Consider the following 24,948-nt stretch of genomic DNA (forward strand, 5'->3'; position numbering starts at 1 on the left):
TGCTGGTGAGTGATTTTTTATCTAATACTTATTAAAATAATAGTTAGATGATGGTTTTGCTTTGTCCAATTGAACATACCTGACTAAAAGTGCCTAGCGCATTAAGGAATATTTTATGCTTTTTGAGTTTATCGCTACCATAGCTGCCGCATTTGGCATGGCTGGATTGGCACTGATCATAACTCACCTCTGTAAACTGTCAGGTAAGCGCGCGCCAAAGTGGCTGATTCCCTTATTTGCTGCGATTGGTATTTTTGGGTTTCAGGTACATCAAGAATACAACTGGTACGGTCAGCAAGTCCGTCAGCTGCCAGATGGTGTTGAGGTCATAAAAACTGCCGAAAGTACAGAATGGTTTCGCCCATGGTCTTATATTAAACCACAAGTCTTGCGCTTTATTGCGGCAGATACGGGCAATGCCAGTATGCATGCTGACAATCCAGACATGCACTTAGTTAATTTGTATTTGTTTGAAAGACGCAGAAGTGTGCAGAAGATTTTACAGGTAATAGACTGCACTACTCCTTCACGAGCGGACTACGTGATACCAGAAAAAGGTAGCACGCTGACGGTGGATGAACATGTTAAACAGACCACTGCATGGCGAGAGCTAACTACAGATGACCCTTTATTTATCAAAATCTGTACTGATGAAAGCGTCTGATCCAATAATGCTTAGTATGATAATGTTGGTTGATTAAATGCTGACATCCAGTTGCTTTTAATAGCGTTGAGAAGCTGCTGAATAAGTATGCTTTGAATTGGCTCCCAGCAATAGCCCCGCACACAAGCCACCAAAATGTGCCGCAAACGAGATACCTTGTTGCGGCATCAATCCTTGCTTAATGGTCAGCCAATAACCAGTTCCCATGACGATACAAGCAATCAGATAACCCCAGCGTCGCGCAAATATAGCCCCGCCTATCATATAACCTAACATTGCAAAGCAAAGCCCTGATGCGCCAATATGGATAGAAGACGGCGACCCGATAACCCAAGTGACCAGTCCTGAGGCAACCACCAGTTTAATCACTGTGCGATAAGCATTTTTCTCAAACAGCCCAAATAAAAAAAGAATTTGTAATAGCGTCACCGTATTGCCAGTCAAATGTGACAAATTGCCATGCATGGTCCATGAAGCAAATACCCCTATCATACTACCTACATCTAAAGCACGCGGCACGATACCGAAGATGTTCCACATACCAAATAAGACCACTTCATTTAGAAAAAACATGCCCCACATCGGTATAAGCACAAAAGCATACAGTCCAATAACCTGCTTTATCCGCACGACAATTAAGTTAAGCAACTGCTGCCAATTCATATACCATCCTATCCTTATTACCTAAATTTTTTATACCTACTTAATGATTTACAGCAAATAGTGGGTGCACAGCAGGTTTGAATGATAACAATGATGCATCCTCATCAGCAGTGAGATAGTTGTCACCATGCAATAATGACGTCGAATGATAAGGAACCAAGGCCGTAGGAATAAAGCGACGTGCTGCATCAATGTGCTTGATTGAATCATCAAAGAAGATATGCGGCGCAAATGTTCTGAGTACCGCTGTTTTCTCTAGTCCTCCCAAAAAAAATGCCATATCGACATTCACTCCCCACTCTCGTAATGTCTTGATAGCACGTAAGTCAGCTGGTGCATTGCGCGCGGTCACAAGCGCAATTTTTATTGGCGAGTATTTTAGACCAGCAGGTAGACGCTCCTGCAGATTTGACAATTTAATCAACAATTCAGCATAAGGGCCTTTTTCAATCGGCAAATCACGCATTTGTACTTCACGATCATGAAAGGCTCGCAGCCCTTTTTGTTTGTATAGCAATTCACCTGAATCATCAAAAAGTACCGCGTCCCCATCAAAGGCAATACGTAGCTGCTCAGTATCCAACTCATAAGTATTGACAGGCGTAGCGTCTAATATGGCACAGGCACAAATATTGGCATCAGCCACCTGCTGGGCATCGTCACGATTGGTGGTCAAAAACAGATCAACATTAAAGTCTTTTATATAGGGCGCTACAGGACTGCCTGAAATAAACGCCGAGCGTGAAATATTGATACCGCGTTCTAAAATTGCATTCAGCACTTGAATGCCTGTATCTGGGCTACTTTTTGAAACGATAACGACTTCTACTAAAGGCGTTTCAATATCTGAATCTTGTCCGTCACTATTATCAGAATACTTATTTAGGTTTAGTAACGCTTTAATTAGCGGATAACCTGCACCAATATTCAAGGGGTCATTTTCACGCTCGGTCATGTACTCCCTAAATTCTTTTATAGCACTTGAAGGTCGTTGCTCTAGCAGCTCTAGCAAATAGTTTTCTGACTCAGTCAAATCAAAAAGTGCCGTCGCAGAAATTGCGACGATAAGCGTATTACTAAAATCGACAGCCATAAATATGTGCTTCTATGATAAGTATTGAGAATTAGAGGATTTATTTTACTATATATATGAGTAAGCCGTGTAGCTACTCGTGTATATCGTAGTTCTGCTAATGATCGTTTTCTTGTGCAAAAAAAAGACTGCAATCGCAGTCTTTTTTATCTTTATCAATGTTTAGCTGATATCAGTACCATCATCGATGACAAAGCTTACGATCATGATGACATGATATTTACTGATTTTTCCATCAGTGACACCTACTTTTTGCTCTTTGATCCAAGCACCTTCAACATTTTTGACTGTTTTGGAGATTCTTGCGATACCTTGTTGAATAGCATCTTCAAAGCTGGTTTCAGAAGTACTGCTGATCTCAATATTTTTAGCAATAGTCATAATACTTTTCACATCCATATGATTTTAAAATAATTTTTATGAGACAGAATAATGATAAAAATGTACATTTGGCTCTCTGTCTCTCAACCATTCTAGCGTTATACCCCACATACAACAGTGTATCTATGTTACTTTGTGTATAACTTACCCGAGCAGTACCAGTGATATCGCAGGGAACATCACTAAGATAACCAACCGAATCACATCAGAGACAATGAATGGAGCCACCCCGCGGAACATATCACTCAGCTTAATGTGCGGTGCCATCGCCTTAATCACAAAGATATTCATCCCCATCGGCGGCGTAATCAAACCAAGCTCCACCGTCAATACCGCAATGATGCCAAACCAGACTGGATCAAACCCTAACGCTAGAATGATTGGATATACCACGGGTATAGTGATTACTAGCATTGCTAAGGCATCCATGAACAGCCCTAATAAGAAATACATGAACAGGATACAGATCAGCACAATCATTGGACTGACCGCCAATCCACCGATCCAAGACGCTAAGGTATAAGACAAGCGTGAGACTGAGATAAAATACCCCAATGCCTCTGCACCCAGTAGCATAAAGAACACCACTGCAGAGAGTGCTAGCGTCTCAATCAGTGACTGCTTGAGACCTTCTAAACGCATGCCTTTAGCAAAAGCATAAGCCCATGAGACAAATGCCCCTACTGCGGCGCCTTCTGTTGGGGTAAATAACCCGAAGAAGATACCAGCAATAATCACGATAAAGATAAAGCTAAATGGGATCAGACCAGTCAGTGACAGCAGCTTGGCTTTCCACGTAGTTTTCTCACCACGTTTTGCTAAGTGTGGTTTCCAGCGTACCATCACCATGACGGTAAGTGAGTACATTACCATACCGAGCATACCGGGTAAGAAGCCAGCGATGAACATGTCACCTACTGACTGCTGGGTTAAGATGGCGTAGACCAGTAGAGCAATACTGGGCGGAATCATAATACCAAGCGTACCGCCAGCGGCTAAGATACCGCAGGCAAAGCCTGGCTGATAACCGTACTTCTCCATTTGCGGTAGCGCCACTTTGGTCATGGTAGAGGCAGTGGCGAGTGATGAGCCTGAGATAGAGGCAAAGATACCGGATGAACCGATACCAGCAATACCAAGACTTCCCCTTACCCCGCCAAATATGGTTCGGGTGGCTTCAAAGAGTTTACCTGCCATGCCCGAGTGAGTAGCAAACACGCCCATCAGAATAAATAAGGGAATGGCACTAAAGTCATACTTTGCTAAGACATCAACTGGGATGTCTTTGAGCATTTGTAGGGCACCACTAGGCGCGGTAACCGCACCAAAACCGACTAAGCCCACCCCTAACATGGCAAGTGCGACTGGTACGCGTAAGACGACAAGCAGGATCATGACGACTAGGCCAATCGCACCGATAATTTCTGGACTCATGCGCCTGTCTCCTCGGCGTCAAAGAATTCGCCTGTCTTAAAGATGTTGATGGATTCGATCAATGAGCGAATGGCCAGTAGGATGCTTAAGAATGCACTAACCATATAGATAGGCATCATAGATATTCGAAGATCTTGGGTGACTTTGCCATACTCTAAGGCATCAATGGCGCTCTCGTAGAGTCCCCATGAGAAGACGATGCCGATGACAAAGAAGCCCATCATAAAGATACCCATAAGGTAGCCTTTAATAGACTGTGGCATTTTCTGGGTGAAGACGTCGACGATGATTTGTGAGCGTTCGACAAACGCGGCAAAGGCAGCGAGCAATGCAAATAGCATGAAGTAGGAAACAATCTCTACACTGCCTTTGACAGTGAATCCAAACTCACCACCGGTAAGTTTGAATATGTAGCGTGCGACGACATCGAGCATGGTGGTTAGTACGATGATGATGAGACTCACCCCACCAATAAACTGGCATAATCTAGAGATTAAAACGCTGAGCTTGACTAAAAATGCCATGTGACACCTCCAATTAGGTTAGACCTTACAGGCAGCACTGGCAGCTTTTGCTTTTTCATAGACGCCATCAGCATCTAAACCCAAAGCGTTAACATCACTTAGATATTTTTGGGTTCCTCTTTCAAGTGGCCCTTTCCAATCTGGATCATTTAGCGGATCAGGAATTTCGACAATTTCATCACCCTTATCTTTAGCAGCTTGAATTGCCATCTGGTCATGCTTATCAAATACTTCACCAACTTTACTGGCCAACGCCATTCCTGAGTTTTTATCCAAAACTTGTTTTAGATCATCAGGTAAGTTGTCATATTTGTCCTTGTTCATCGTGACCATAAGCGCTGAACTATAGAAAGGAATGTTGGTATGATATTTGGTAATCTCATCGATTTTAAAAGCTGTTACCGCCTCCCAAGGGAAACTTAAACCATCAACGACACCACGCTGTAGAGAGGTATACATATCGTTTGCAGGTAAACCGACTGGTGAAGCGCCTGCACTTTCGATGATATCACCTGCCACAGCTGAAGGACGTCGAATACGCATACCTTTCATATCTGCAGGCGTACGAATTAACTTATCTGTTGTATGAAGTGCACCAGGTCCCCCGCCATACATAAACAGTAAATGAGTATCTTCGTACTCACTCGCCAAAGTACCATCATCATATAGGGTCTGTAGCATACAGCCCATTTGAGTTGCTGAGTTTGATAAACCTGGAAGCTCAGTAATCTGAGTCAGAGGAAAGCGACCATTGGTATAACCATGTGCTTGTGAACCAATATCGATCGTACCTTTGGCAGCAGATTCATAAGTAACGTCTGCTTTAGCAAGGCCCGCCGATGGATAAAGTTCAACTTTTAGGCGACCGTCAGAATCTGTTTCTATCTGTTTTGCCCAAGGCTCAAAGACTTCTTTACTGATAGATGAGGTTGCTGGCCAAAAATGCGAAAACCGTAGCACGGTAGTTTCTTGAGAAGTCGCTAATGAGCCATCAGTCGTATCAGCAGATTGGTTAGAACAGCCAAGAAGACTAATAGCGGCTAAAGCACCAATTGAAAAAAGAGGAGCTAACTTCATTATCAATTCCTTTTGATAATTATGAGAATAAGAGTAAGGTATTACGAACAGACAATCTGATTCATCCTAGATTAAATTGGCTACAAGGTTTAGATATATTTTTTACATACCTGTAATAAAAGTACTGTTTAAAATTAGCAGCTATAATGATAGAAGTCAAATCATTTTGAGCAGATTGTGAAAGATATATTCATATTATAGATATATTTTTAATACTCTAATTGTCTACATAAATAATATTAAAAAGTAAGCAGATTAAAATAATTCCTCATAAAAAAGCTCTCAGCCTGTTATCCAGTTGAGAGCTTTTTTGTGTAAATATTCTATGAGCTTATCGAAGCTGCTCTAGGCAGTTATATAAATAATAATAGTGATAAAACGTTATTCTTCCATCTGCCATTTATCATCTACCCATACAGCATCGTTATCATCTAGATGCACATGCCATTCTGCATCAGTTACCGTAAGACGAATCTCGGTCAGACACTGTAGCCAATGCTCTAGGGTATACATAAGATCTCCTACATCCATACTAGCAGGCAACTTCGTAGCTCCTGCTAGTATTACCTCTGACTCACTATCATCATATGCATAGAGATCGAAAGTCTCTGCATTATCTGCATGCTCGAATTTTTCATTATATTCATCGACTATTGACGCGATTTTTTCTTGCTCCTGCTGAGTCAAGAGAGTAGAACGTTCAGCAGTATAGTAGAGTGAAACGCCCATAACGTGCTCCAAAATAAATGACAGATAGTAGACTCTAGAAGTGAATAAATAATATCACATCAAACTGACTTGTAGGAAAGTTTGGATTCTTGACCGAAGTATCTAGTGCTAAACTTTCCAGCAACTAGCACTGGCACCAAACCACGCACAAAGAAAAGCCCCCAACGCTAACGCGTTGGGGGCTTTATCTAGAATAGAGAGCTGACGATGACCTACTCTCACATGGGCGAACCACACTACCATTGGCGCTACGATGTTTCACTTCTGAGTTCGGGAAGGGATCAGGTGGGGCCATCGCGCTATTGTCGTCAGCAAAGGGGGTTAGATATGAGTCTGTTGTTGTTTTTATTGACATCAAGTTTGAGCTTGTTGTCGATCAACTTGTAACCTAACTGAATCAAGGTTAAAGGTGATATCGAAATGTTCTGTCTGTTTCTATAGCCTGAGCTATACAAGATAGATTAATTAGACTTGTATACAAACCACTTGGGTGTTGTATGGTCAAGCCAAACGAGCAATTAGTACAGGTTAGCTACACGCATCGCTGCGCTTCCACACCCTGCCTATCAACGTCCTAGTCTTGAACGGCTCTTTAGGGAAATCTAATCTTGAGGTGGGCTTCCCGCTTAGATGCTTTCAGCGGTTATCCCATCCGAACGTAGCTACCGGGCAATGCCACTGGCGTGACAACCCGAACACCAGAGGTTCGTCCACTCTGGTCCTCTCGTACTAGGAGCAGATCCTCTCAAATTTCCAACGCCCACGGTAGATAGGGACCGAACTGTCTCACGACGTTCTAAACCCAGCTCGCGTACCTCTTTAAATGGCGAACAGCCATACCCTTAGGACCTGCTTCAGCCCTAGGATGAGATGAGCCGACATCGAGGTGCCAAACACCGCCGTCGATATGAACTCTTGGGCGGTATCAGCCTGTTATCCCCAGAGTACCTTTTATCCGTTGAGCGATGGCCCTTCCATACAGAACCACCGGATCACTAAGACCTACTTTCGTACCTGCTCGACTTGTGGGTCTCGCAGTTAAGCGCGCTTTTGCCTTTATACTCTACGACCGATTTCCGACCGGTCTGAGCGCACCTTCGTACTCCTCCGTTACTCTTTAGGAGGAGACCGCCCCAGTCAAACTACCCACCATACATTGTCCTCGGTATTGTTATACCTGAGTTAGAACCCCAACATGACCAGGGTGGTATTTCAAGATTGGCTCCACCGAGACTAGCGTCTCGGCTTCAAAGCCTCCCACCTATCCTGCACAAGTCAGGTCAAAGTTCAATGTAAAGCTGTAGTAAAGGTTCACGGGGTCTTTCCGTCTAGCCGCGGGTACACAGCATCTTCACTGCGATTTCGATTTCACTGAGTCTCTGCTGGAGACAGCGCTGCCATCATTATGTCATTCGTGCAGGTCGGAACTTACCCGACAAGGAATTTCGCTACCTTAGGACCGTTATAGTTACGGCCGCCGTTTACTGGGGCTTCGATCAAGAGCTTCGCTTACGCTAACCCCATCAATTAACCTTCCAGCACCGGGCAGACATCACACCCTATACGTCCACTTTCGTGTTTGCAGAGTGCTGTGTTTTTAATAAACAGTTGCAGCAGCCTGGTATCTGCGACTGCCAACAGCTCAAGGAGCAAGTCCTATCACCATCAACAGCGTACCTTCTCCCGAAGTTACGGTACCATTTTGCCTAGTTCCTTCAGCAGAGTTCTCTCAAGCGCCTTGGTATTCTCTACCTGATCACCTGTGTCGGTTTAGGGTACGATTCGTTTATAACTATTGCTTAGAAGCTTTTCCTGGAAGCATGGTATTTGCCACTTCGCTGTACAAGTACAGCTTGCTATCAGATCTCGGTATAGAATAGCCCGGATTTACCTAAGCTATAAACCTACATCCTTTCACCTGGACAACCAACGCCAGGCTGACATAACCTTCTCCGTCCCTCCATCGCATTATAAACAAGTATCGGAATATTAACCGATTTCCCATCGACTACGCCTTTCGGCCTCGCCTTAGGGGTCGACTCACCCAGCCCCGATTAACGTTGGACTGGAACCCTTGATCTTCCGGCGTGCGAGCTTTTCACTCGCATTATCGTTACTCACGTCAGCATTCGCTCTTGTGATACCTCCAGCATGCTTTACAACACACCTTCACAGGCTTACACAACGCTCCCCTACCACTTGAAAACAAATTCAAATCCGCAGCTTCGGCTCCTAGTTTGAGCCCCGTTACATCTTCCGCGCGGGCCGACTCGACTAGTGAGCTATTACGCTTTCTTTAAAGGATGGCTGCTTCTAAGCCAACCTCCTAGCTGTCTATGCCTTCCCACCTCGTTTCCCACTTAACTAGGAATTTGGGGCCTTAGCTGGCGGTCTGGGTTGTTTCCCTCTCCACGATGGACGTTAGCACCCACCGTGTGTCTCCCGGATATCACTCATCGGTATTCGGAGTTTGCATCGGTTTGGTAAGTCGGTATGACCCCCTAGCCGAAACAGTGCTCTACCCCCAATGGTGTTCGTCCGAGGCGCTACCTAAATAGCTTTCGGGGAGAACCAGCTATCACCGAGTTTGATTAGCCTTTCACCCCTATCCACAAGTCATCCCCTGGCTTTTCAACGACAGTGGGTTCGGTCCTCCGGTGCCTGTTACGGCACTTTCAACCTGCTCATGGATAGATCACTCGGTTTCGGGTCTATACCCTGCAACTAAACGCCCTATTAAGACTCGGTTTCCCTACGGCTCCCCTAAACGGTTAACCTTGCTACAGAATATAAGTCGCTGACCCATTATACAAAAGGTACGCGGTCACCCAACAAGTGGGCTCCCACTGCTTGTACGCACACGGTTTCAGGTTCTATTTCACTCCCCTCACAGGGGTTCTTTTCGCCTTTCCCTCACGGTACTGGTTCACTATCGGTCAGTCAGGAGTATTTAGCCTTGGAGGATGGTCCCCCCATCTTCAAACAGGATTTCTCGTGCCCCGCTCTACTTAATATGTTAACTCTAATGTTTCGAATACAGGACTATCACCTACTACGGTCAGCTTTCCCACGCTGTTCTTCTACATTAGAATTAATCGGCTTCTCCCCGTTCGCTCGCCGCTACTAGGGGAATCTCAATTGATGTCTATTCCTAAGGGTACTGAGATGTTTCACTTCCCCTCGTTCGCTTCCTAATAAATTAGGATACCTACCTTATGGTAAGTGGGTTTCCCCATTCAGAAATCTCCGGATCACAGGATATTGCCGCCTCCCCGAAGCTTATCGCAGGCTGTCACGTCTTTCATCGCCTCTGACTGCCAAGGCATCCACCATGTGCGCTTCATTACTTGACCATACAACCCCAAGTAGTCTTTCGACTTCTAAGTGTCATACAATCTAATTATGATAACGATATCACCTATGTTTATACGCTTGATTCAGTTCTCTTTACTTTTTTTAATAACTCACCCCTGGGATAACAACTGATGTCGTTAAGAGGCGAGTTATTAAGGTTAGGAAGTGCGCGTGAACACGCTCATCCTAACCCAGACTCATATCTATGTTTTTAAATAGTCTCTATGCTCTCGTCGAGTCACAGATTCTGTATAAAACAGAAAGAAGTAATCAATTAAAATCACTTGTTTCTATTTAATACCTATTTATTTATTGGCATCTAAAGCTTACTTAACCGTCTTAGTAGTGGTGGAGCCAAACGGAGTCGAACCGTTGACCTCCTGCGTGCAAGGCAGGCGCTCTACCAACTGAGCTATGGCCCCATTGTAAAATGGTGGGTCTAGGTGGACTTGAACCACCGACCCCCGCGTTATCAACACGGTGCTCTAACCAGCTGAGCTACAGACCCTAATACGTTTTTTAAAAACGTAAGCTTAAACTAAAGAACAACTTGTTGTGAATTCTTGCTGACCGAATGCGTCTATAAGGAGGTGATCCAGCCGCAGGTTCCCCTACGGCTACCTTGTTACGACTTCACCCCAGTCATCAACCACACCGTGGTGAACGCCTCCCCGAAGGTTAAGCTATCCACTTCTGGTGCAATCAACTCCCATGGTGTGACGGGCGGTGTGTACAAGGCCCGGGAACGTATTCACCGCGGCATTCTGATCCGCGATTACTAGCGATTCCTACTTCATGGAGTCGAGTTGCAGACTCCAATCTGGACTACGATAGGCTTTTTGAGATTCGCATCACATCGCTGTGTAGCTGCCCTCTGTACCTACCATTGTAGCACGTGTGTAGCCCTGGTCGTAAGGGCCATGATGACTTGACGTCGTCCCCGCCTTCCTCCAGTTTGTCACTGGCAGTATCCTTAGAGTTCCCGGCTTAACCCGCTGGTAACTAAGGACAAGGGTTGCGCTCGTTGCGGGACTTAACCCAACATCTCACGACACGAGCTGACGACAGCCATGCAGCACCTGTATTCTAATTCCCGAAGGCACTCCCGCATCTCTGCAGGATTCTAGATATGTCAAGACCAGGTAAGGTTCTTCGCGTTGCATCGAATTAAACCACATGCTCCACCGCTTGTGCGGGCCCCCGTCAATTCATTTGAGTTTTAACCTTGCGGCCGTACTCCCCAGGCGGTCTACTTATTGCGTTAGCTGCGTCACTAAGTCCTCAAGGGACCCAACGACTAGTAGACATCGTTTACGGCGTGGACTACCAGGGTATCTAATCCTGTTTGCTACCCACGCTTTCGAGCCTCAGTGTCAGTATGATGCCAGGAAGCTGCCTTCGCCATCGGTATTCCTTCAGATCTCTACGCATTTCACCGCTACACCTGAAATTCTACTTCCCTCTCACCTACTCTAGCCTAACAGTTTCAGATGCAGTTCCCAGGTTGAGCCCGGGGATTTCACATCTGACTTATCAAGCCACCTACGCTCGCTTTACGCCCAGTAATTCCGATTAACGCTTGCACCCTCTGTATTACCGCGGCTGCTGGCACAGAGTTAGCCGGTGCTTATTCTGCAGCTAATGTCATCGTCTCCGGGTATTAACCGAAGAGTCTTCTTCACTGCTTAAAGTGCTTTACAACCAAAAGGCCTTCTTCACACACGCGGCATGGCTGGATCAGGGTTTCCCCCATTGTCCAATATTCCCCACTGCTGCCTCCCGTAGGAGTCCGGGCCGTGTCTCAGTCCCGGTGTGGCTGATCATCCTCTCAGACCAGCTACAGATCGTCGCCATGGTAGGCCTTTACCCCACCATCTAGCTAATCCGACTTAGGCTCATCTAATAGCGAGAGCAGTAAACTGCCCCCTTTCTCCCGTAGGTCGTATGCGGTATTAATACGAGTTTCCCCGTGCTATCCCCCACTACTAGGTAGATTCCTAAGTATTACTCACCCGTCCGCCGCTCGACGCCTGGTAGCAAGCTACCATCGTTTCCGCTCGACTTGCATGTGTTAAGCCTGCCGCCAGCGTTCAATCTGAGCCATGATCAAACTCTTCAGTTTAATCTTGCTATGAAGCTCTTTAAAGAAGCTTCTAAACTTGGCTCATCTAATCTGGCAAAATCGCTAAAAATTATGTTCGTAATGAATTAACTTTGAGTTTTTCTGCTGTCTTAAATGATAATTTTTATAGTTAATAATCTTTCCGAAAAGAAAAGATAGTCAACTTTATTTTTTAGCATTCTGAATCAGCAAAAATCCACACAAGTTGTTCTTTAGTTATGCTTTTAAATAATGTCTGACACTGTCGTCCAGTGCTAGTATTTCAAACTAAATAAGTCAGCCAATGTGGCTTATCCTATTTAGCGAGCTGACCATCATATCATGTTTTAATAGTCTGTCAACTTCTTTTTTTAATTTGTTTCAACAAGTTAACTGGGTTATTAATGTGTAATCTACACACTAGATACTTCCAGCTCGTCTTGATGAGGTGCGTATTATAAACGGTTTAACTTTTGTGTCAACCCGTTTTATTAATGTTTTTAATCTTATTTTAGTAGATGAATAAATCTGCATTTCTTTCAATGGGTTATCGTCTAATTAATTTCAATAAGTTTAGAGACTGACTATAAATGTACTCTTTACTATATTTTCTAATATCAAAAACGTTCAGCATTACTAGACAGATACCTCATATTATCTCTGACCTTTATCTTCTATTAAAGCAACCATTTCTCTATTTCTACTTTATAACTTACCCATTTTTTCAAAAAACGCTTTATACGCCGCGACTTTCTTATCCAACGATAACGGATAGGCACGTGAGGTCGACGGTAACCTATATAGGGTTAGATTATTCACCTCAGCTTTCTGATTATCTGTACTTTGCCATTGATAAGGGTAATCCATACTTTGATTGGTTTTCGGATGCTTTGATTTAGCAATTGGCTCATCTAGTAATCCGAGCAGTACTTCGGTCGCCTTGCCTCCTGTCGTAAACAATGACTTTACCTTTGGCACTTGCGGCAAGATAACATCTAGATCAACAGGTGTGACTACTGTTAAATTTTTATCCGAAGCGTTACCCGTCTCACGGATGGCCTGCTTTACTGTCGGACAAGAAGCAATGCCACGTTCAAACATAAAATCTCGAATGCGCTCAGGGTCAAAGCGCTTCTCATCGCCTATTCTAAAGTAGTCAGCATTATCAAAAAATACTCGACCATATATTCGCCACATATCATTATAAAAATTAGGATAATGAAAGCTCATCGCCCATTTATCAGCAGTCGGTGGGAACGTACCCATCATCATGACTGTTGCATTGGGCGGTAAGACAGGCTCAAAAGGATGGGTTTCAAGCTCTGTGGCTTTGTCATCCAATGATTTTGATTCAGTAGCAGTGGTTTTTTGAGTGCTTGATGTTTTTATAGTCATGATATTCTTCGTCAGAAAAGCGGTTTTTTTGGTATCATAGCAAGTCTAAACACTACCTCACTTATAATCACGTTATATAGTCAAACTTAGTCGGTTCAATCAGTTGACTTAAATAGCGCGATATCATTTTACTTAGCCTGAATTGCTTAGGCTTTGATGGCAGCTGTGAACGCAAATATTGTGATTGCGATAAATGAGCACTGTTGTAAAGTAGTTAATTGGCTTGATTGTAAAGGGTTTCACTTTACTATTTACGAGCTAAGAATATGGTTAAAGTGCGGTAAATGTTTGTATCTTTTATACTAATAGCAACCGCAGTAACTGCGCAAGCATCAGACAAGAAACCAAGAGAGTACTTATGAGTGACTTAAACAGCGATTTAAAAATTACGGTAATCGATCATCCACTAGTCCGTCATAAACTCAGCCTTATGCGCGAAAAAGACTGTAGTACTTATAAATTTCGTACATTGACCAAAGAGCTTGCGCGCTTGATGGCTTATGAAGCAAGCCGTGATTTTGAAATCGAAACTTTCCCAATGGAAGGCTGGTGTGGCGAGATCACTGGTGAGCAAATCATCGGTAAGACGGCGACGATCGTACCGATTTTACGCGCAGGTATTGGCATGCTTGATGGGGTGCTCGATTTGATCCCTACTGCTAAGATTTCTGTGGTCGGTCTACAACGTGATGAAGAAACGTTGCAGCCAGTACCGTTCTTTGAAAAATTCGTGAGCCACATGGACAAACGTCCTGCGCTAATCATTGATCCAATGCTAGCCACGGGCGGCTCAATGGTTGCGACTATTGAGATGTTAAAGAAAAATGGCTGTACTAATATTAAAGCATTGGTATTGGTTGCTGCACCTGAAGGCGTACGCTTGGTAAATGAAGCGCATCCTGACGTGACTATCTATACCGCTGCATTAGATAGCCATTTGGATGAGCACGGTTACATCATCCCAGGTCTAGGCGATGCTGGTGATAAGATTTTTGGTAAGCAATTATCGAATAGATAAGTCTCATTAGGGTAAATAAAGCCGTCATCAAAATTATGGCAATAGCAGACAACATCAATAATAAGGATAGATCATGAACGTATTGATTACAGGAGCGAGCGCGGGTTTTGGTAAAGCGTTGGTAGAGCGTTTGGTTGCTAACGGCCATCGCGTGGTTGGTTGCGCCAGACGCCTTGATAAACTGAATGCTTTGGCAGAGACTTTAGGTGAGGCTTTTTTACCCGTCGTTATGGATGTGAGTGATACAGCTTCTATCCCGCAAATCATTGCTGACTTGCCTGATGGTTTTAAACAGATCGATGTCTTGGTCAATAATGCAGGATTGGCACTGGGTACAGAGCCTGCTCACAAGGCCAGTCTAGATGACTGGATGCGTATGACTGATACCAACATTAAAGGCTTGATGGCGTTGACCCATGCGGTCTTGCCAGCGATGGTTGAGCGTGACAGTGGCTATGTCATCAATGTCGGTTCGATTGCTGGTAGCTGGCCTTACTTTGGTGGTAACGTTTACGGTGCAACTAAAGCGTTTGTAAAACAGTTCAGCTTAAACTTGCGAGCGGATTTGATTGGTACCCAAGTGCGTGTGACCAACCTTGAGCCTGGTAATGTGGCTGGCACTGAGTTTTCAAACGTGCGCTATCATGGCGATGATGACAAAGCTGCCAAGGTTTATGACGGTTTTAGAACTATGACAGGTGAAGATATCGGTGATATTTTGTTATGGCTAATTGAGTCACCTGCTCATATTAACGTCAACCGTCTAGAAGTAATGCCAGTCGCCCAGACTTATAATGGACTAACGATTGCCAAGCAAAATTAATATTAACTGCTCGGCTAGTTATAGTATCAATGTTGATTATAGATATATCACTTATCAATACCGAACCTGTTAGCGTATCTCATACGATCGAAGCAATATAGAGTCATCTATATTGCTTTTTTTTATGTCTTCAATAGCTTGCTCATTGAGCAAACGCAAATCCTGAAAGTCCAAAATCAGCACTTCATTACGCAGACGTTCGCTAGTGCGTTTATTATGACGTATCGCAAACCCTAAAACTTGCTTACCAGTGATAGTTATCTGATTAATAATTAACTTTGAAGTATTCACGGTCAGCTTTTGTGCCAGATTCTCAGACATTGTCTGAGCATTTATTATTGCCGTTGCCGGATTCACCGTAGTGGTTAACGTCTTAGTCTGTCGTACACTTTTGGGCATATCTCCTGCAAAAAACAATACCTGACCTAATGGTAAATACTGCGCATGCCGTACTAATTCTTGACGGAACAATGCAGGCATATCTGTATTAAAACTGTCTTCTGTCTGCTGATAGAATGCGGTGAAGTTACGATGCAAATAACGCCCAAATACTGTGGTATTAATCCATTCTTGATAAATATCATCTGCCAATAACTGCTTCGTAAAAGCACTGGCATCAATTGTGACCTCCCTACTCAAAGTAGCAGACAGCATCGATAGTAAAAGCGTCTGCGGACTGGTAAATGTCTGCTGCTGCCATACTTGTGGATATAGGCTACTATCGAGTAATGGCAAGGTTGATCTACTCATGCACTTGTATCCTTGTCAGTTAATGCTACTGCTTTTACCGCCAGCCAAATTCTATGCTATGGTCAGGTGACAGCTTTAATATAGCAGTCTTTTATTCGCGGTATAACTATTTTGTCGCGGTGTATTCTACCGCAATACTTTCTTAGCTAAATTGACCGAGACAGCTTGAAAAATCAAAGAGATATCACTCTATGAAAAAAGACCTCATACCCTTTCCTACTCCCTACCAGTTAAAGACCATTACTGTCCAAACAGCCGATGGAACGCTGCTGCCCGTCTCTGTCATTGGCAAAGGTAAACCTGTCCTATTAATGCACGCTTTCGGTATGGATGCGAGGCAATTTTTGCCATTTATTTTACCGCTCATTCAAGATTACTGCTTTTACTTGCCGCATTTTAGAGGGTTTGGTTTGGCCAGTGACCTAACGTTGCCAACGTTTGATTTTATTGAGCAATATACACAGGATTCCCAAGATGTATTTGAATACGTAAGTAAAGAAACTGGCTTTGAGGCTTTTCCTGTTGCCGCGATATCGATGGGAGCATTGGTCATGTGGGCATATTTTCAGCACTTTGGTACTCAGCGCGTGAGTCACTATCTGAATATTGACCAAGCACCGATTATTCATAATCAGCCAGACTGGCAAGGTGGCGGTGTATTCGGTACACGACAAACCGAATTGTTTGCGCAATTTACACGATTAATTACCGACACTGCCCCTTATCTACAAGCCGAGCAAATGGTTGACTTCCGTCACCTGCCCTATCGATTAAAAGTAAATTTATTAGACATGGAACGCTCTTTTTCTCTGCTCTCTGTTAGTAGCAAACCTTCGCAATTATTGGTAAAAGCCCTCAGTTATCGGGCACCACACAAAATCTCATTAATGGAACACGCGACTTGGCAACACAAACTGCGCTGCCTATCGGCTTATGTTGCGCTGCCCTACGATTACCGAGATGTTTTGCCCACTATCAATATTCCGACTACTTTACTAATTGGTGCGCGCTCGCAGTTATATCATGCAGAATGGCAACAGCGTTTGACCACTCTGCTGCCCCATGCACGTAGTATTATTTTGCCAACATCAGGGCATGCTGTACCAATGGATGCACCAGTTAGTTTTTATAAAGTATTGAAAGAGTTTCTGAACGCTTAATTATGGGTTTTTAATAATGCACAAAAAAACGACCTCAACGGGTCGCTTTTTTGTGCGCTAAATTCAATCTGAATCGTTGGCTAAGTATTAATCATTCAATGGTTTAATCAATTCAAATCGTGGAATTTCTTTACCATCGACCGTGACCGTTTCAGCGAACATCGCAAGCGGACGTGCCCACACGCCATATTCACCGTATAGGCAACGATATACCACTAGCGATTCCTCGGTTTCTGAATGCTGCGCCACATGCAATACTTGATACAAACTGCCTTTATAGTGACGGTAGATGCCTTGAGAGATGGTTTTAGTCATAGCAAACTCCTACTATTAAAAATGGCTGCTAATTGTCGCTTCATAAAAAAGGTCGACAATTACTGCCGACCTCGCTCTTAATCATTTTTATAGATTATCTAACCAACCGTCACTTTTGCATACGCTTTCTTGCCAGCTTGAATCACGACCGTTTGACCTGAGGTTAGACTAAAGCCACCATCAACGACTTCGCCATCTACTTTTACCGCGCCACGTTTCACCATATCTTTGGCTGCTGAGTTGTTTTTAGCGAGCTTGGCTTGGTTCAATACTTGAGTGATGAATAACGCATTTTGCCCTTCTAAATCAAGCATCACTTCTGGCAAGTCAACTGGTAGCTCGCCATCTGCTAAAACGTTACCGGCAGATTTGTGCGCATTAGCAGCGGCATCAGCATCATGGAAACGTTCGATTAACTCTTCGGCTAAGATACGTTTGATTTCTTGTGGGTTGCGTCCGTCTTCCATTTCACGCATCAAGCTTGCCACTTCTTCCATTGGCTTAAAGCTTAAAAACTCAAAGTAGCGATGGATCAGTGTGTCCGGCATCGACAGGATTTTTTGATACATGGTGCCTGGTGCATCATAGATAGCGACATAGTTGCCCAGTGATTTGGACATTTTGTTGACACCATCTAGCCCTTCTAAGATTGGCACAGTAATACAAACTTGCGGCTCTTGGCCATAGCGTCCTTGCAGCGTGCGACCCATTAGCAAGTTAAAGGTCTGATCGGTACCGCCAAGCTCAACGTCGGCTTTTAGGGCGATAGAATCGTAGCCTTGTACTAAAGGATAAAGAAACTCATGGATTGAGATGGGCGTTTGTGATGCATAGCGTTTAGAGAAGTCATCACGCTCTAGCATACGCGAAACGGTTTGCTGACTGGCAAGCTGAATCATGTCAGCGGCGCTCATGTCATTGAACCACTCAGAGTTAAAGACCACGCGAGTCTTTTCTTTGTCCAAGATTTTAAATACTTGCTCAGCATAAGTCGTGGCGTTGGCTTTGATTTGCTCATCAGTCAACGGTGGACGTGTGCTGTTTTTGCCAGAAGGGTCACCAATCTTGGCGGTATAATCGCCGATTAAGAAATAAATCTCATGACCCAAATCTTGGAAATGCTTAAGTTTATTGATCAATACCGTGTGACCTAAATGTAGATCTGGTGCGGTAGGATCAAAGCCTGCCTTGATACGTAATGGACGATTGAGCTTTAGCTTAGCCACTAAGTCATCTTCAGACAATATCTCTTGCGTGCCACGCTGAATAAGGGCCAGTTGTTCTTCTAGGGTGTAAGTTTGATTGGTCATGATGCTCTCTATATATCACTTTAATTGGGATTTTTATGAATGACGGTTACTGGCTCAACACCTTAGGAAGTTTAGAACCTCAAAAGGTCAGAAAAAATGCTAGAATTTGACGGATATACTAGCGTTTTTTAAGGTAAATTGCCATGACCAACCCCGCATCGATTGCTGATACTGACCATAATGCCCTCGCAGACTTGCTTATGAATAATGGTTTGGATAACCCTTCAGACGATATTGATGATTTGACCTCTGATAATTCGAACTATGCCACCTTAACGGATGCCCTTGAGCAAACCGTATTTGAAAGCTTCGATGATGGCTTATATATCGGCATGATGTCTGGCACCAGTTTGGATGGTATGGATGCGGTTCTTTGTCAGTTTAATCCTGAGATGAGCAACGAAGATGGCACCCAACCGCCGATGAGACTGCTTACAACGTATAGCCAAGATTTTCCGCCACGTCTGCGTGAAGTACTATTGGCATTATGTCAGCCGAATGGCGTGAATCAACTCGTACCAGAGGCCGATGAACCAAGCAGTGAGTTGGATTGGTTCGGTTGGGCAAGTCGCGCGTATGCTGAGTTCGCGAGCGAAGTGGTCAATACGCTATTGCAACAATCAAATACCGATCCTGAGTCAGTGCTAGCGATTGGCTGTCATGGACAAACCGTACGCCATCGCCCGCAGATGGGATTTACGTTGCAACTGGTTGATGCCAATATCATCGCTGAGCGCACAGGCATCAGCGTGGTCAGTGATTTCCGACGTCGTGACATGGCAGTTGGTGGTCAAGGCGCGCCGTTAGTACCTGCGTTTCATCAGGCATTATTTGCCAATCCCGATAGTACCCGTGTGCTATTAAACTTAGGCGGTATTGCCAATATAACCGTCTTGCCAGCCAGTGAAGAAGTTCAAGTTGTTGGTTACGATACTGGACCTGCCAACTTATTATTGGATGCGTGGATATCTTTGCATACCGACAATGCTTATGATGCAGGTGGCGCTTGGGCGCAGTCTGGAACCCTCATTGAGCCATTATTACAGCAATTTTTAGCACATCAGTTTTTTGCTCAGGCTCATCCAAAAAGCACAGGTCGTGAGGACTTTAATTTAACTTGGTTGCAGGACGAGCTACAGGCTTTTGAGCAAGCCAATGCTAACATCAGTTACTCAGCAGCCGATGTGCAAGCAACCTTGACTGAGCTAACGGCTATCAGTGCCAGTACGCAAATCAATATGTTTGTCAGCCTTGCCAAAAACAGCTCGGTATATGTTTGCGGCGGCGGCGCATTGAATGACTATTTAATAGCACGCCTGCAAGCACACCTACCCCATTGCACAGTAAAAACCACTGAACATTTAGGGCTTGCGCCAACATGGGTAGAGGCCGTTGCTTTTGCATGGTTGGCCAGACAAACATTGATGGGTGAAACTGGTAATTTACCAGCGGTAACTGGTGCAAATAAAGGCGTGGTATTGGGTCAAGTATGTTTTGCCTGACCAGTTAAATTTTAGTTTACATACGTGCACCTATGTGTTTTATAATGACTTTTGAAACGCCATCCTCTTAGGACCTGTAAGTATAGGATATATCGCATGAGCCAGAATAGTAGTTCACCTATCGACCAAGCCACCACTGATGACACAAATAATATGACTGCAGCACCTGTACATAAATCGCGTCAAAAACCACCTCACTACGAGCGTTCTGATGATACGCGTGTGGTAGTCACAGGTATGGGCGCCATTACGCCGCTCGGTCTAGACGTCGATAGCTCATGGACCAAATTGCTCAATGGCGAGAGTGGTATCTCACCGATTACGCATTTCGATGCCACAGGCTACCGTGCGCAAATCGCAGGCGTGATCAAAGACTTTGATGCCAAGCAATATATGAATGCCAAAGATGCGCGTCGCTATGATGAGTTCATGCATTATGGGGTTGCCGCTTCTGCCATGGCCCTAAAGCACGCTGGTTTTATCGATGAAGTCAGTGCTGCTGATGCGCCTGTGCAAGGCGTTGACCAAGATCGCTTTGGTATTATTTTAGGTTCAGGTATTGGCGGTATCCAAACGATTGAAAACAGTCGTGATACCCTACACGAAAAAGGCGCAGGCAAAGTCTCACCTTTTATCATTCCAGGCTCTATCGTTAATATGGCCGCTGGACTGGTAGCGATTAAGCATAAGTTAAAAGGCCCAAACCTTGCGACATCGACGGCTTGTACCACGGCGACTCATGCTATGGGTCTTGCTGCTCGTTTGATCGCTTATGGCGATGCTGACGTTATGTTGGCAGGCGGTAGTGAAAAGGGTTCTAGCCCACTTGGTATAGCTGGCTTTAGTGCGATGCACGCACTATCTACGCGCAACGATGAGCCAACCAAAGCCTCACGTCCATTTGATAAAGGTCGTGACGGGTTTGTCCTTGGTGATGGTGCTGGTGTGGTGGTGTTAGAAAGCCTTGCCCATGCCAAAGCTCGCGGTGCAACGATATTGGCAGAGCTAGTCGGGTTTGGTATGAGTGATGATGCCAGTCATATTACTGCACCACCAGAAGACGGTAGCGGTGCGGCAAGAGCGATGCAAAATGCACTAAACGATGCTGGGATCGAGTCATCAAGCGTCGGTTATGTCAACGCTCATGGTACTAGTACCCCTGCGGGTGACGTGGCTGAGTCTATTGCTATCGAAACTGTGTTCTCTCCTGTAAAAGACAGCATCTTAGTCAGCTCAACCAAATCGATGACTGGTCACTTACTTGGTGCTGCTGGCGGAGTTGAAGCCATCTTTACAGTATTAGCGCTACAACACCAGCATGTACCGCCTACGATCAATCTAGATGATATCGAGGACAACTGTAACCTTGATTATGTGGCTAATGAATCGCGCAAAGTTGATAACCTGCAGTATGCAGTATCCAACAGCTTTGGCTTTGGTGGTACCAATGGCTCATTGGTATTTGCTCGCTGGCCTGTCAATCAATAACAGCCACCCAACTACCTCGCAGCGCATTGTAATGAATGCGTTGTAACGTTGGTGTCAGATTTGCTACGTTTGTCCACTTGCAGCCCCTTATCGTACTTGCGTATGATAAGGGGTAATTTTTGGAACATTTATGGAAGATACCATGTCAAGCTACTCATTTTCCCATCAGTTTTATCAACGCTGGACGTGTGCACCTGAGCCAGTACGCGCAGCGATTACCCAAGAACTAAAAGACATCACTACTCTGCTGCAATCTGACACCTCATTTGAAGACTTCACTTTTAATACTCATGATTTAGATGCGTATGTAGACGAGCTATACGACAACTACAATGCCGAACAAGCCATTGCGAAAGCAATCGCGGACAAACAAGAGCAAGAAGACGCGGCCGCTGCAAAACAAAAGCTAGAAGACGAGCAGAAGAAAAAAGAAACAGAAGAAGCCACACGCAAAGCAGAAGCGACTCAAAAAGAACAAGAAAAAAATGAGCAGACAGCGTTAGAGAAAGAAAACTACAAAGAACTGGCTACTAATAATGACGTAGCTAAAGTAAACACAGATAAAGTCGTGACAGATAGCGCTGTTACTGACGATTTTGTTACTGATAATTCTAGCGCAAAGACTGAAAAAGTGGCATCAGAAGCAAAAAATACTGAAGGCAATGCTAGCGATAATAAAAGTGCTGATAACAAAACCATTGGCGAACAGGCACATACGCTTAGCGATAACCACATTAAAGACATTAACAATAAAGCCAGTGCAGCGATTAATTTGGCCTTAAAAGACGCGAAGCTAGATGCAACACATCAACAGCTAATCCGCGAGCTAGAAACACAGGTCGATGACTATCTCAGTGAGCAAATGATGCTGATGTCCGAAAACCTAAAGTCTTGGCTACGTGCTGAGGTCACTCAACACTTTAGCGAGCAGAATGACTTAACTACTAATAATGAAGCTGCTAAGAAAAGTATTCACTGACAGTGTACCTTTTTCAGTGTTGAACCTACAGTTAGCAACAGTCACTCAGTAGTAAGTACTAAATAACGAACACTAAAAAGCCCCGTAAATTGTTTACGGGGCTTTTTAGTACTTTTAGTTAATGTTTTGAGCTTGATATTAAATGGCTTTGGTACGTTCAGTCAACCATTCAAGCGCTGCACCTTCAACACGATCTTTTAGCTCTGCGAAGACTTGGCTATGATAGTCATTTAGCCAATCAATCTCGGTTTGATCCAACAGTGACGGCTCAATCAGACGCGTATCGATTGGGCAGTAAGTGATGGTCTCAAAGTTTAAGAAATCACCAAACTCTGTCTCAGTAGGCTTAGCAACTGGCGTATTCACTACCAAGTTCTCGATACGGATACCCCATTTTCCTTCGCGGTATAGACCTGGCTCATTACTTGAAATCATACCGACTTTCATTGCGCGCTCTTTTGGTATGCTGGCGCTATAGGCGATGACTTGTGGGCCTTCGTGTACGTTCAAGAAATAACCAACGCCATGACCTGTACCATGACCATAGTCCATCTGTGCTTGCCACAATGGCGCACGGCAAATGGCATCAATCAATGGTGAAGCAATACCATCAGGGAAATGAGCACGAGCTAGCGCAATGTGAGCTTTTAACACAATCGTAAAGTCGCGTTTATGCTCAGCAGTGACTTGCCCAATACCGACTACGCGGGTGATATCAGTCGTACCGTTTTGATATTGTGCACCTGAGTCAATCAGTAGTAACCCGCCTTCGCCCTCAGCCACATCAAGGTAGCTGAATTTTTCTGGTGTAGCGCGGTAATGTGGCAATGCGCCATTTTCATTAAAGCCTGCGATGGTCGGGAAACTTGGCGAGACATAATGCGGCTGACGACTGCGCACGTCTATCAGCATACTATCAACATCTAGCTCACTTAAACGCTCGCCGTTTGCTAGACGCTGCTCAAATGTGGCAAAAAACTCAGCCAAAGCAGCACCATCTTGACGCATCGCTTCACAAACATGATCGATATCTGCATCAGATTTGACAGATTTGAGTAATGTGCTAGGCGCCATTTGCTCAATAAAACCAACATCATCTGCCATTTTTGAGAGTGTACCTACTGCGACTTTGCTCGGATCTAACAGTAATAAATCGTCTGGCGTTAATGCACTCAAAGCCTCTTGCACAGCAGAATAGTCAGCCAATGTGATACCACTGTCTTTTAGACTCTGTGCGATATCTTCGCTTACTTTATCAGTATCAACAAACAACGTTGCTTTATCGGCATCAATCAACATGTGCGACAAGAATACCGGATTATAATCAACATCCGCACCGCGCAAGTTCGTCAACCAAGCGATGTCATCTAAGCTTGAAAGCAGATGATGGGTCGCACCAGCTTCTGCCATGCCTGCACGCACATCAGCAAGCTTTGAGGTGGCTGACTGAGCAAGGAACTGCTCATCATGAGTATATAATTTGGCCGCTGGTAGTGCTGGACGATCTGTCCAAATTTCTGTCAGCACATCACGCTCAGTGATCAAAGTAATATCATTGGCATCAAAAGCATTTAGCAGGCGATCTTGCTCGGCGATAGATAGTACGTTGCCGTCTACTGCTACGCTATCCCCTTCTTGCAAATGATCGGCTAGCCAGTCGATATGATTTGGCTGACCTGGCGCAAGCTTTTCTAAAGTAATACCTGTGCCTTCTAACTGGTCGGCAGCATGTACCCAATAACGGCTATCCGTCCATAGACCTGCAAAATCAGCAGTCACAACAAGCGTGCCGACAGAACCGGTAAACCCTGACAGCCATAAGCGTGCTTGCCAGTATTCTGGTAGATATTCAGATAAATGTGGATCAGCAGACGGTACGATGATTGCGGTGAGATCTTGCGCGGCTAAGGTGCTGCGTAAGTTAGCAATACGTTCGTGAATGGCTTGTTTATTCATTGAATGTGTCCTTATAGAAATTATAAAAATATGATGATGGAGCGATTATTTACAATCGTCTTGTTCTAATAGTCGTCTTGTTTGAGTTGTTGATACCGCTTTAGTTTTAATAAGATATTTATTATCGATAGCAATTATTCAAGCAAACAGTCTAATTATTTAGCTATCTAATTATGTTTGTTTGGGTAATTACTTCTACTTATTGAGAATAAAAAATTGAGATTAATATTGC

The 24,948-nt window shown here is 44.3% G+C and carries 19 protein-coding genes, 2 tRNA genes and 3 rRNA genes; 7 read left to right on the top strand and 17 right to left on the bottom strand.

Features of this window, described 5'->3' with window-relative positions; translation table 11 throughout:
• Window positions 1-115 precede the first annotated feature (115 nt).
• The gene (locus AK824_RS11985; RefSeq protein ID WP_057761860.1) at window positions 116-664 is read left to right on the top strand and encodes a hypothetical protein; all 549 of its coding nucleotides are present in this window, start codon (window positions 116-118) and stop codon (window positions 662-664) included.
• Between the two features lie 57 nt (window positions 665-721).
• Here AK824_RS11985 and AK824_RS11990 read toward each other — a convergent pair whose 3' ends face one another.
• The 13 genes from AK824_RS11990 to AK824_RS12050 form a co-directional block, all read right to left on the bottom strand.
• Window positions 722-1,327, bottom strand: a complete 606-nt coding sequence (locus tag AK824_RS11990) for a rhomboid family intramembrane serine protease (protein ID WP_057761862.1) — start codon at window positions 1,325-1,327, stop codon at window positions 722-724.
• Between the two features lie 40 nt (window positions 1,328-1,367).
• Complete coding sequence (locus AK824_RS11995) at window positions 1,368-2,420, bottom strand: 5'-nucleotidase (protein WP_057761864.1); 1,053 nt, start codon at window positions 2,418-2,420, stop codon at window positions 1,368-1,370.
• Between the two features lie 162 nt (window positions 2,421-2,582).
• Complete coding sequence (locus AK824_RS12000; RefSeq protein WP_057761866.1) at window positions 2,583-2,801, bottom strand: dodecin family protein; 219 nt, start codon at window positions 2,799-2,801, stop codon at window positions 2,583-2,585.
• Between the two features lie 144 nt (window positions 2,802-2,945).
• Window positions 2,946-4,235, bottom strand: a complete 1,290-nt coding sequence (locus tag AK824_RS12005) for a TRAP transporter large permease (protein ID WP_057761868.1) — start codon at window positions 4,233-4,235, stop codon at window positions 2,946-2,948.
• On the bottom strand, window positions 4,232-4,759 hold the full coding sequence (locus AK824_RS12010) for a TRAP transporter small permease (RefSeq protein WP_057761870.1): 528 nt from the start codon (window positions 4,757-4,759) through the stop codon (window positions 4,232-4,234). Before AK824_RS12010 ends, AK824_RS12005 begins: the two co-directional genes overlap by 4 nt.
• A gap of 18 nt (window positions 4,760-4,777) precedes the next feature.
• Window positions 4,778-5,836, bottom strand: a complete 1,059-nt coding sequence (locus AK824_RS12015) for a TRAP transporter substrate-binding protein (protein WP_057761872.1) — start codon at window positions 5,834-5,836, stop codon at window positions 4,778-4,780.
• A gap of 381 nt (window positions 5,837-6,217) precedes the next feature.
• A complete protein-coding gene (locus AK824_RS12020; protein ID WP_057761874.1) occupies window positions 6,218-6,565 on the bottom strand; it encodes a hypothetical protein in 348 nt (115 codons plus the stop codon).
• Between the two features lie 199 nt (window positions 6,566-6,764).
• A 5S ribosomal RNA gene (gene rrf, locus AK824_RS12025) occupies window positions 6,765-6,878 on the bottom strand.
• A 184-nt stretch (window positions 6,879-7,062) separates the two neighbouring features.
• Window positions 7,063-9,918, bottom strand: a 23S ribosomal RNA gene (locus AK824_RS12030).
• A gap of 347 nt (window positions 9,919-10,265) precedes the next feature.
• Window positions 10,266-10,341, bottom strand: a tRNA-Ala gene (locus AK824_RS12035).
• Between the two features lie 9 nt (window positions 10,342-10,350).
• Window positions 10,351-10,427 (bottom strand) — tRNA-Ile (locus AK824_RS12040).
• 75 nt (window positions 10,428-10,502) lie between these two features.
• Window positions 10,503-12,041 (bottom strand): 16S ribosomal RNA (locus tag AK824_RS12045).
• Together the 16S, 23S and 5S rRNA genes with 2 tRNA genes alongside form the textbook arrangement of a ribosomal RNA operon.
• Window positions 12,042-12,725: 684 nt before the next feature.
• Window positions 12,726-13,292 (bottom strand): DNA glycosylase, encoded by a 567-nt coding sequence (locus tag AK824_RS12050; protein ID WP_413772222.1) that lies wholly within the window; start codon window positions 13,290-13,292, stop codon window positions 12,726-12,728.
• 481 nt (window positions 13,293-13,773) lie between these two features.
• Between AK824_RS12050 and upp the strand changes: the two genes are divergently transcribed.
• Window positions 13,774-14,433, top strand: a complete 660-nt coding sequence (gene upp / locus AK824_RS12055; protein ID WP_057761878.1) for a uracil phosphoribosyltransferase — start codon at window positions 13,774-13,776, stop codon at window positions 14,431-14,433.
• A 73-nt stretch (window positions 14,434-14,506) separates the two neighbouring features.
• Window positions 14,507-15,256, top strand: coding sequence for an SDR family NAD(P)-dependent oxidoreductase (locus AK824_RS12060; RefSeq protein WP_057761880.1), 750 nt, complete (start codon window positions 14,507-14,509; stop codon window positions 15,254-15,256).
• A 69-nt stretch (window positions 15,257-15,325) separates the two neighbouring features.
• On the opposite strand, the gene AK824_RS12065 is transcribed toward AK824_RS12060, so the two are convergent.
• Window positions 15,326-16,006 carry a hypothetical protein gene (locus AK824_RS12065; protein ID WP_057761882.1) on the bottom strand — a complete coding sequence of 227 codons (681 nt, stop codon included), beginning with the start codon at window positions 16,004-16,006 and terminating at the stop codon, window positions 15,326-15,328.
• A 191-nt stretch (window positions 16,007-16,197) separates the two neighbouring features.
• On the opposite strand from AK824_RS12065, the gene AK824_RS12070 reads away from it, so the two are divergent.
• A complete protein-coding gene (locus tag AK824_RS12070; RefSeq protein ID WP_057761884.1) occupies window positions 16,198-17,166 on the top strand; it encodes an alpha/beta fold hydrolase in 969 nt (322 codons plus the stop codon).
• Window positions 17,167-17,253: 87 nt separating this feature from the next.
• Here the strand turns inward: AK824_RS12070 and AK824_RS12075 are convergent, their stop codons facing one another.
• Window positions 17,254-17,481: a DUF1653 domain-containing protein gene (locus AK824_RS12075; RefSeq protein WP_057761885.1), complete on the bottom strand. Its 228-nt coding sequence runs from the start codon at window positions 17,479-17,481 to the stop codon at window positions 17,254-17,256.
• A gap of 98 nt (window positions 17,482-17,579) precedes the next feature.
• Window positions 17,580-18,791 (bottom strand): tyrosine--tRNA ligase, encoded by a 1,212-nt coding sequence (tyrS, locus tag AK824_RS12080; RefSeq protein WP_057761887.1) that lies wholly within the window; start codon window positions 18,789-18,791, stop codon window positions 17,580-17,582.
• A gap of 143 nt (window positions 18,792-18,934) precedes the next feature.
• Here tyrS and AK824_RS12085 point away from each other — a divergent pair, with 143 nt between their 5' ends.
• From AK824_RS12085 to AK824_RS12095, 3 genes are all read left to right on the top strand, one after another.
• Window positions 18,935-20,293, top strand: a complete 1,359-nt coding sequence (locus AK824_RS12085) for an anhydro-N-acetylmuramic acid kinase (RefSeq protein ID WP_057761889.1) — start codon at window positions 18,935-18,937, stop codon at window positions 20,291-20,293.
• Between the two features lie 237 nt (window positions 20,294-20,530).
• Window positions 20,531-21,781, top strand: a complete 1,251-nt coding sequence (gene fabF, locus AK824_RS12090; RefSeq protein ID WP_413772223.1) for a beta-ketoacyl-ACP synthase II — start codon at window positions 20,531-20,533, stop codon at window positions 21,779-21,781.
• Between the two features lie 130 nt (window positions 21,782-21,911).
• Complete coding sequence (locus AK824_RS12095; RefSeq protein WP_057761891.1) at window positions 21,912-22,760, top strand: cell envelope integrity TolA family protein; 849 nt, start codon at window positions 21,912-21,914, stop codon at window positions 22,758-22,760.
• A gap of 138 nt (window positions 22,761-22,898) precedes the next feature.
• Here the strand turns inward: AK824_RS12095 and AK824_RS12100 are convergent, their stop codons facing one another.
• The gene (locus AK824_RS12100) at window positions 22,899-24,716 is read right to left on the bottom strand and encodes an aminopeptidase P family protein (protein WP_057761892.1); all 1,818 of its coding nucleotides are present in this window, start codon (window positions 24,714-24,716) and stop codon (window positions 22,899-22,901) included.
• Between the last annotated feature and the right edge of the window lie 232 nt (window positions 24,717-24,948).

It is taken from the genome of Psychrobacter sp. P11G3 (assembly GCF_001435845.1).
Lineage (GTDB): Bacteria > Pseudomonadota > Gammaproteobacteria > Pseudomonadales > Moraxellaceae > Psychrobacter.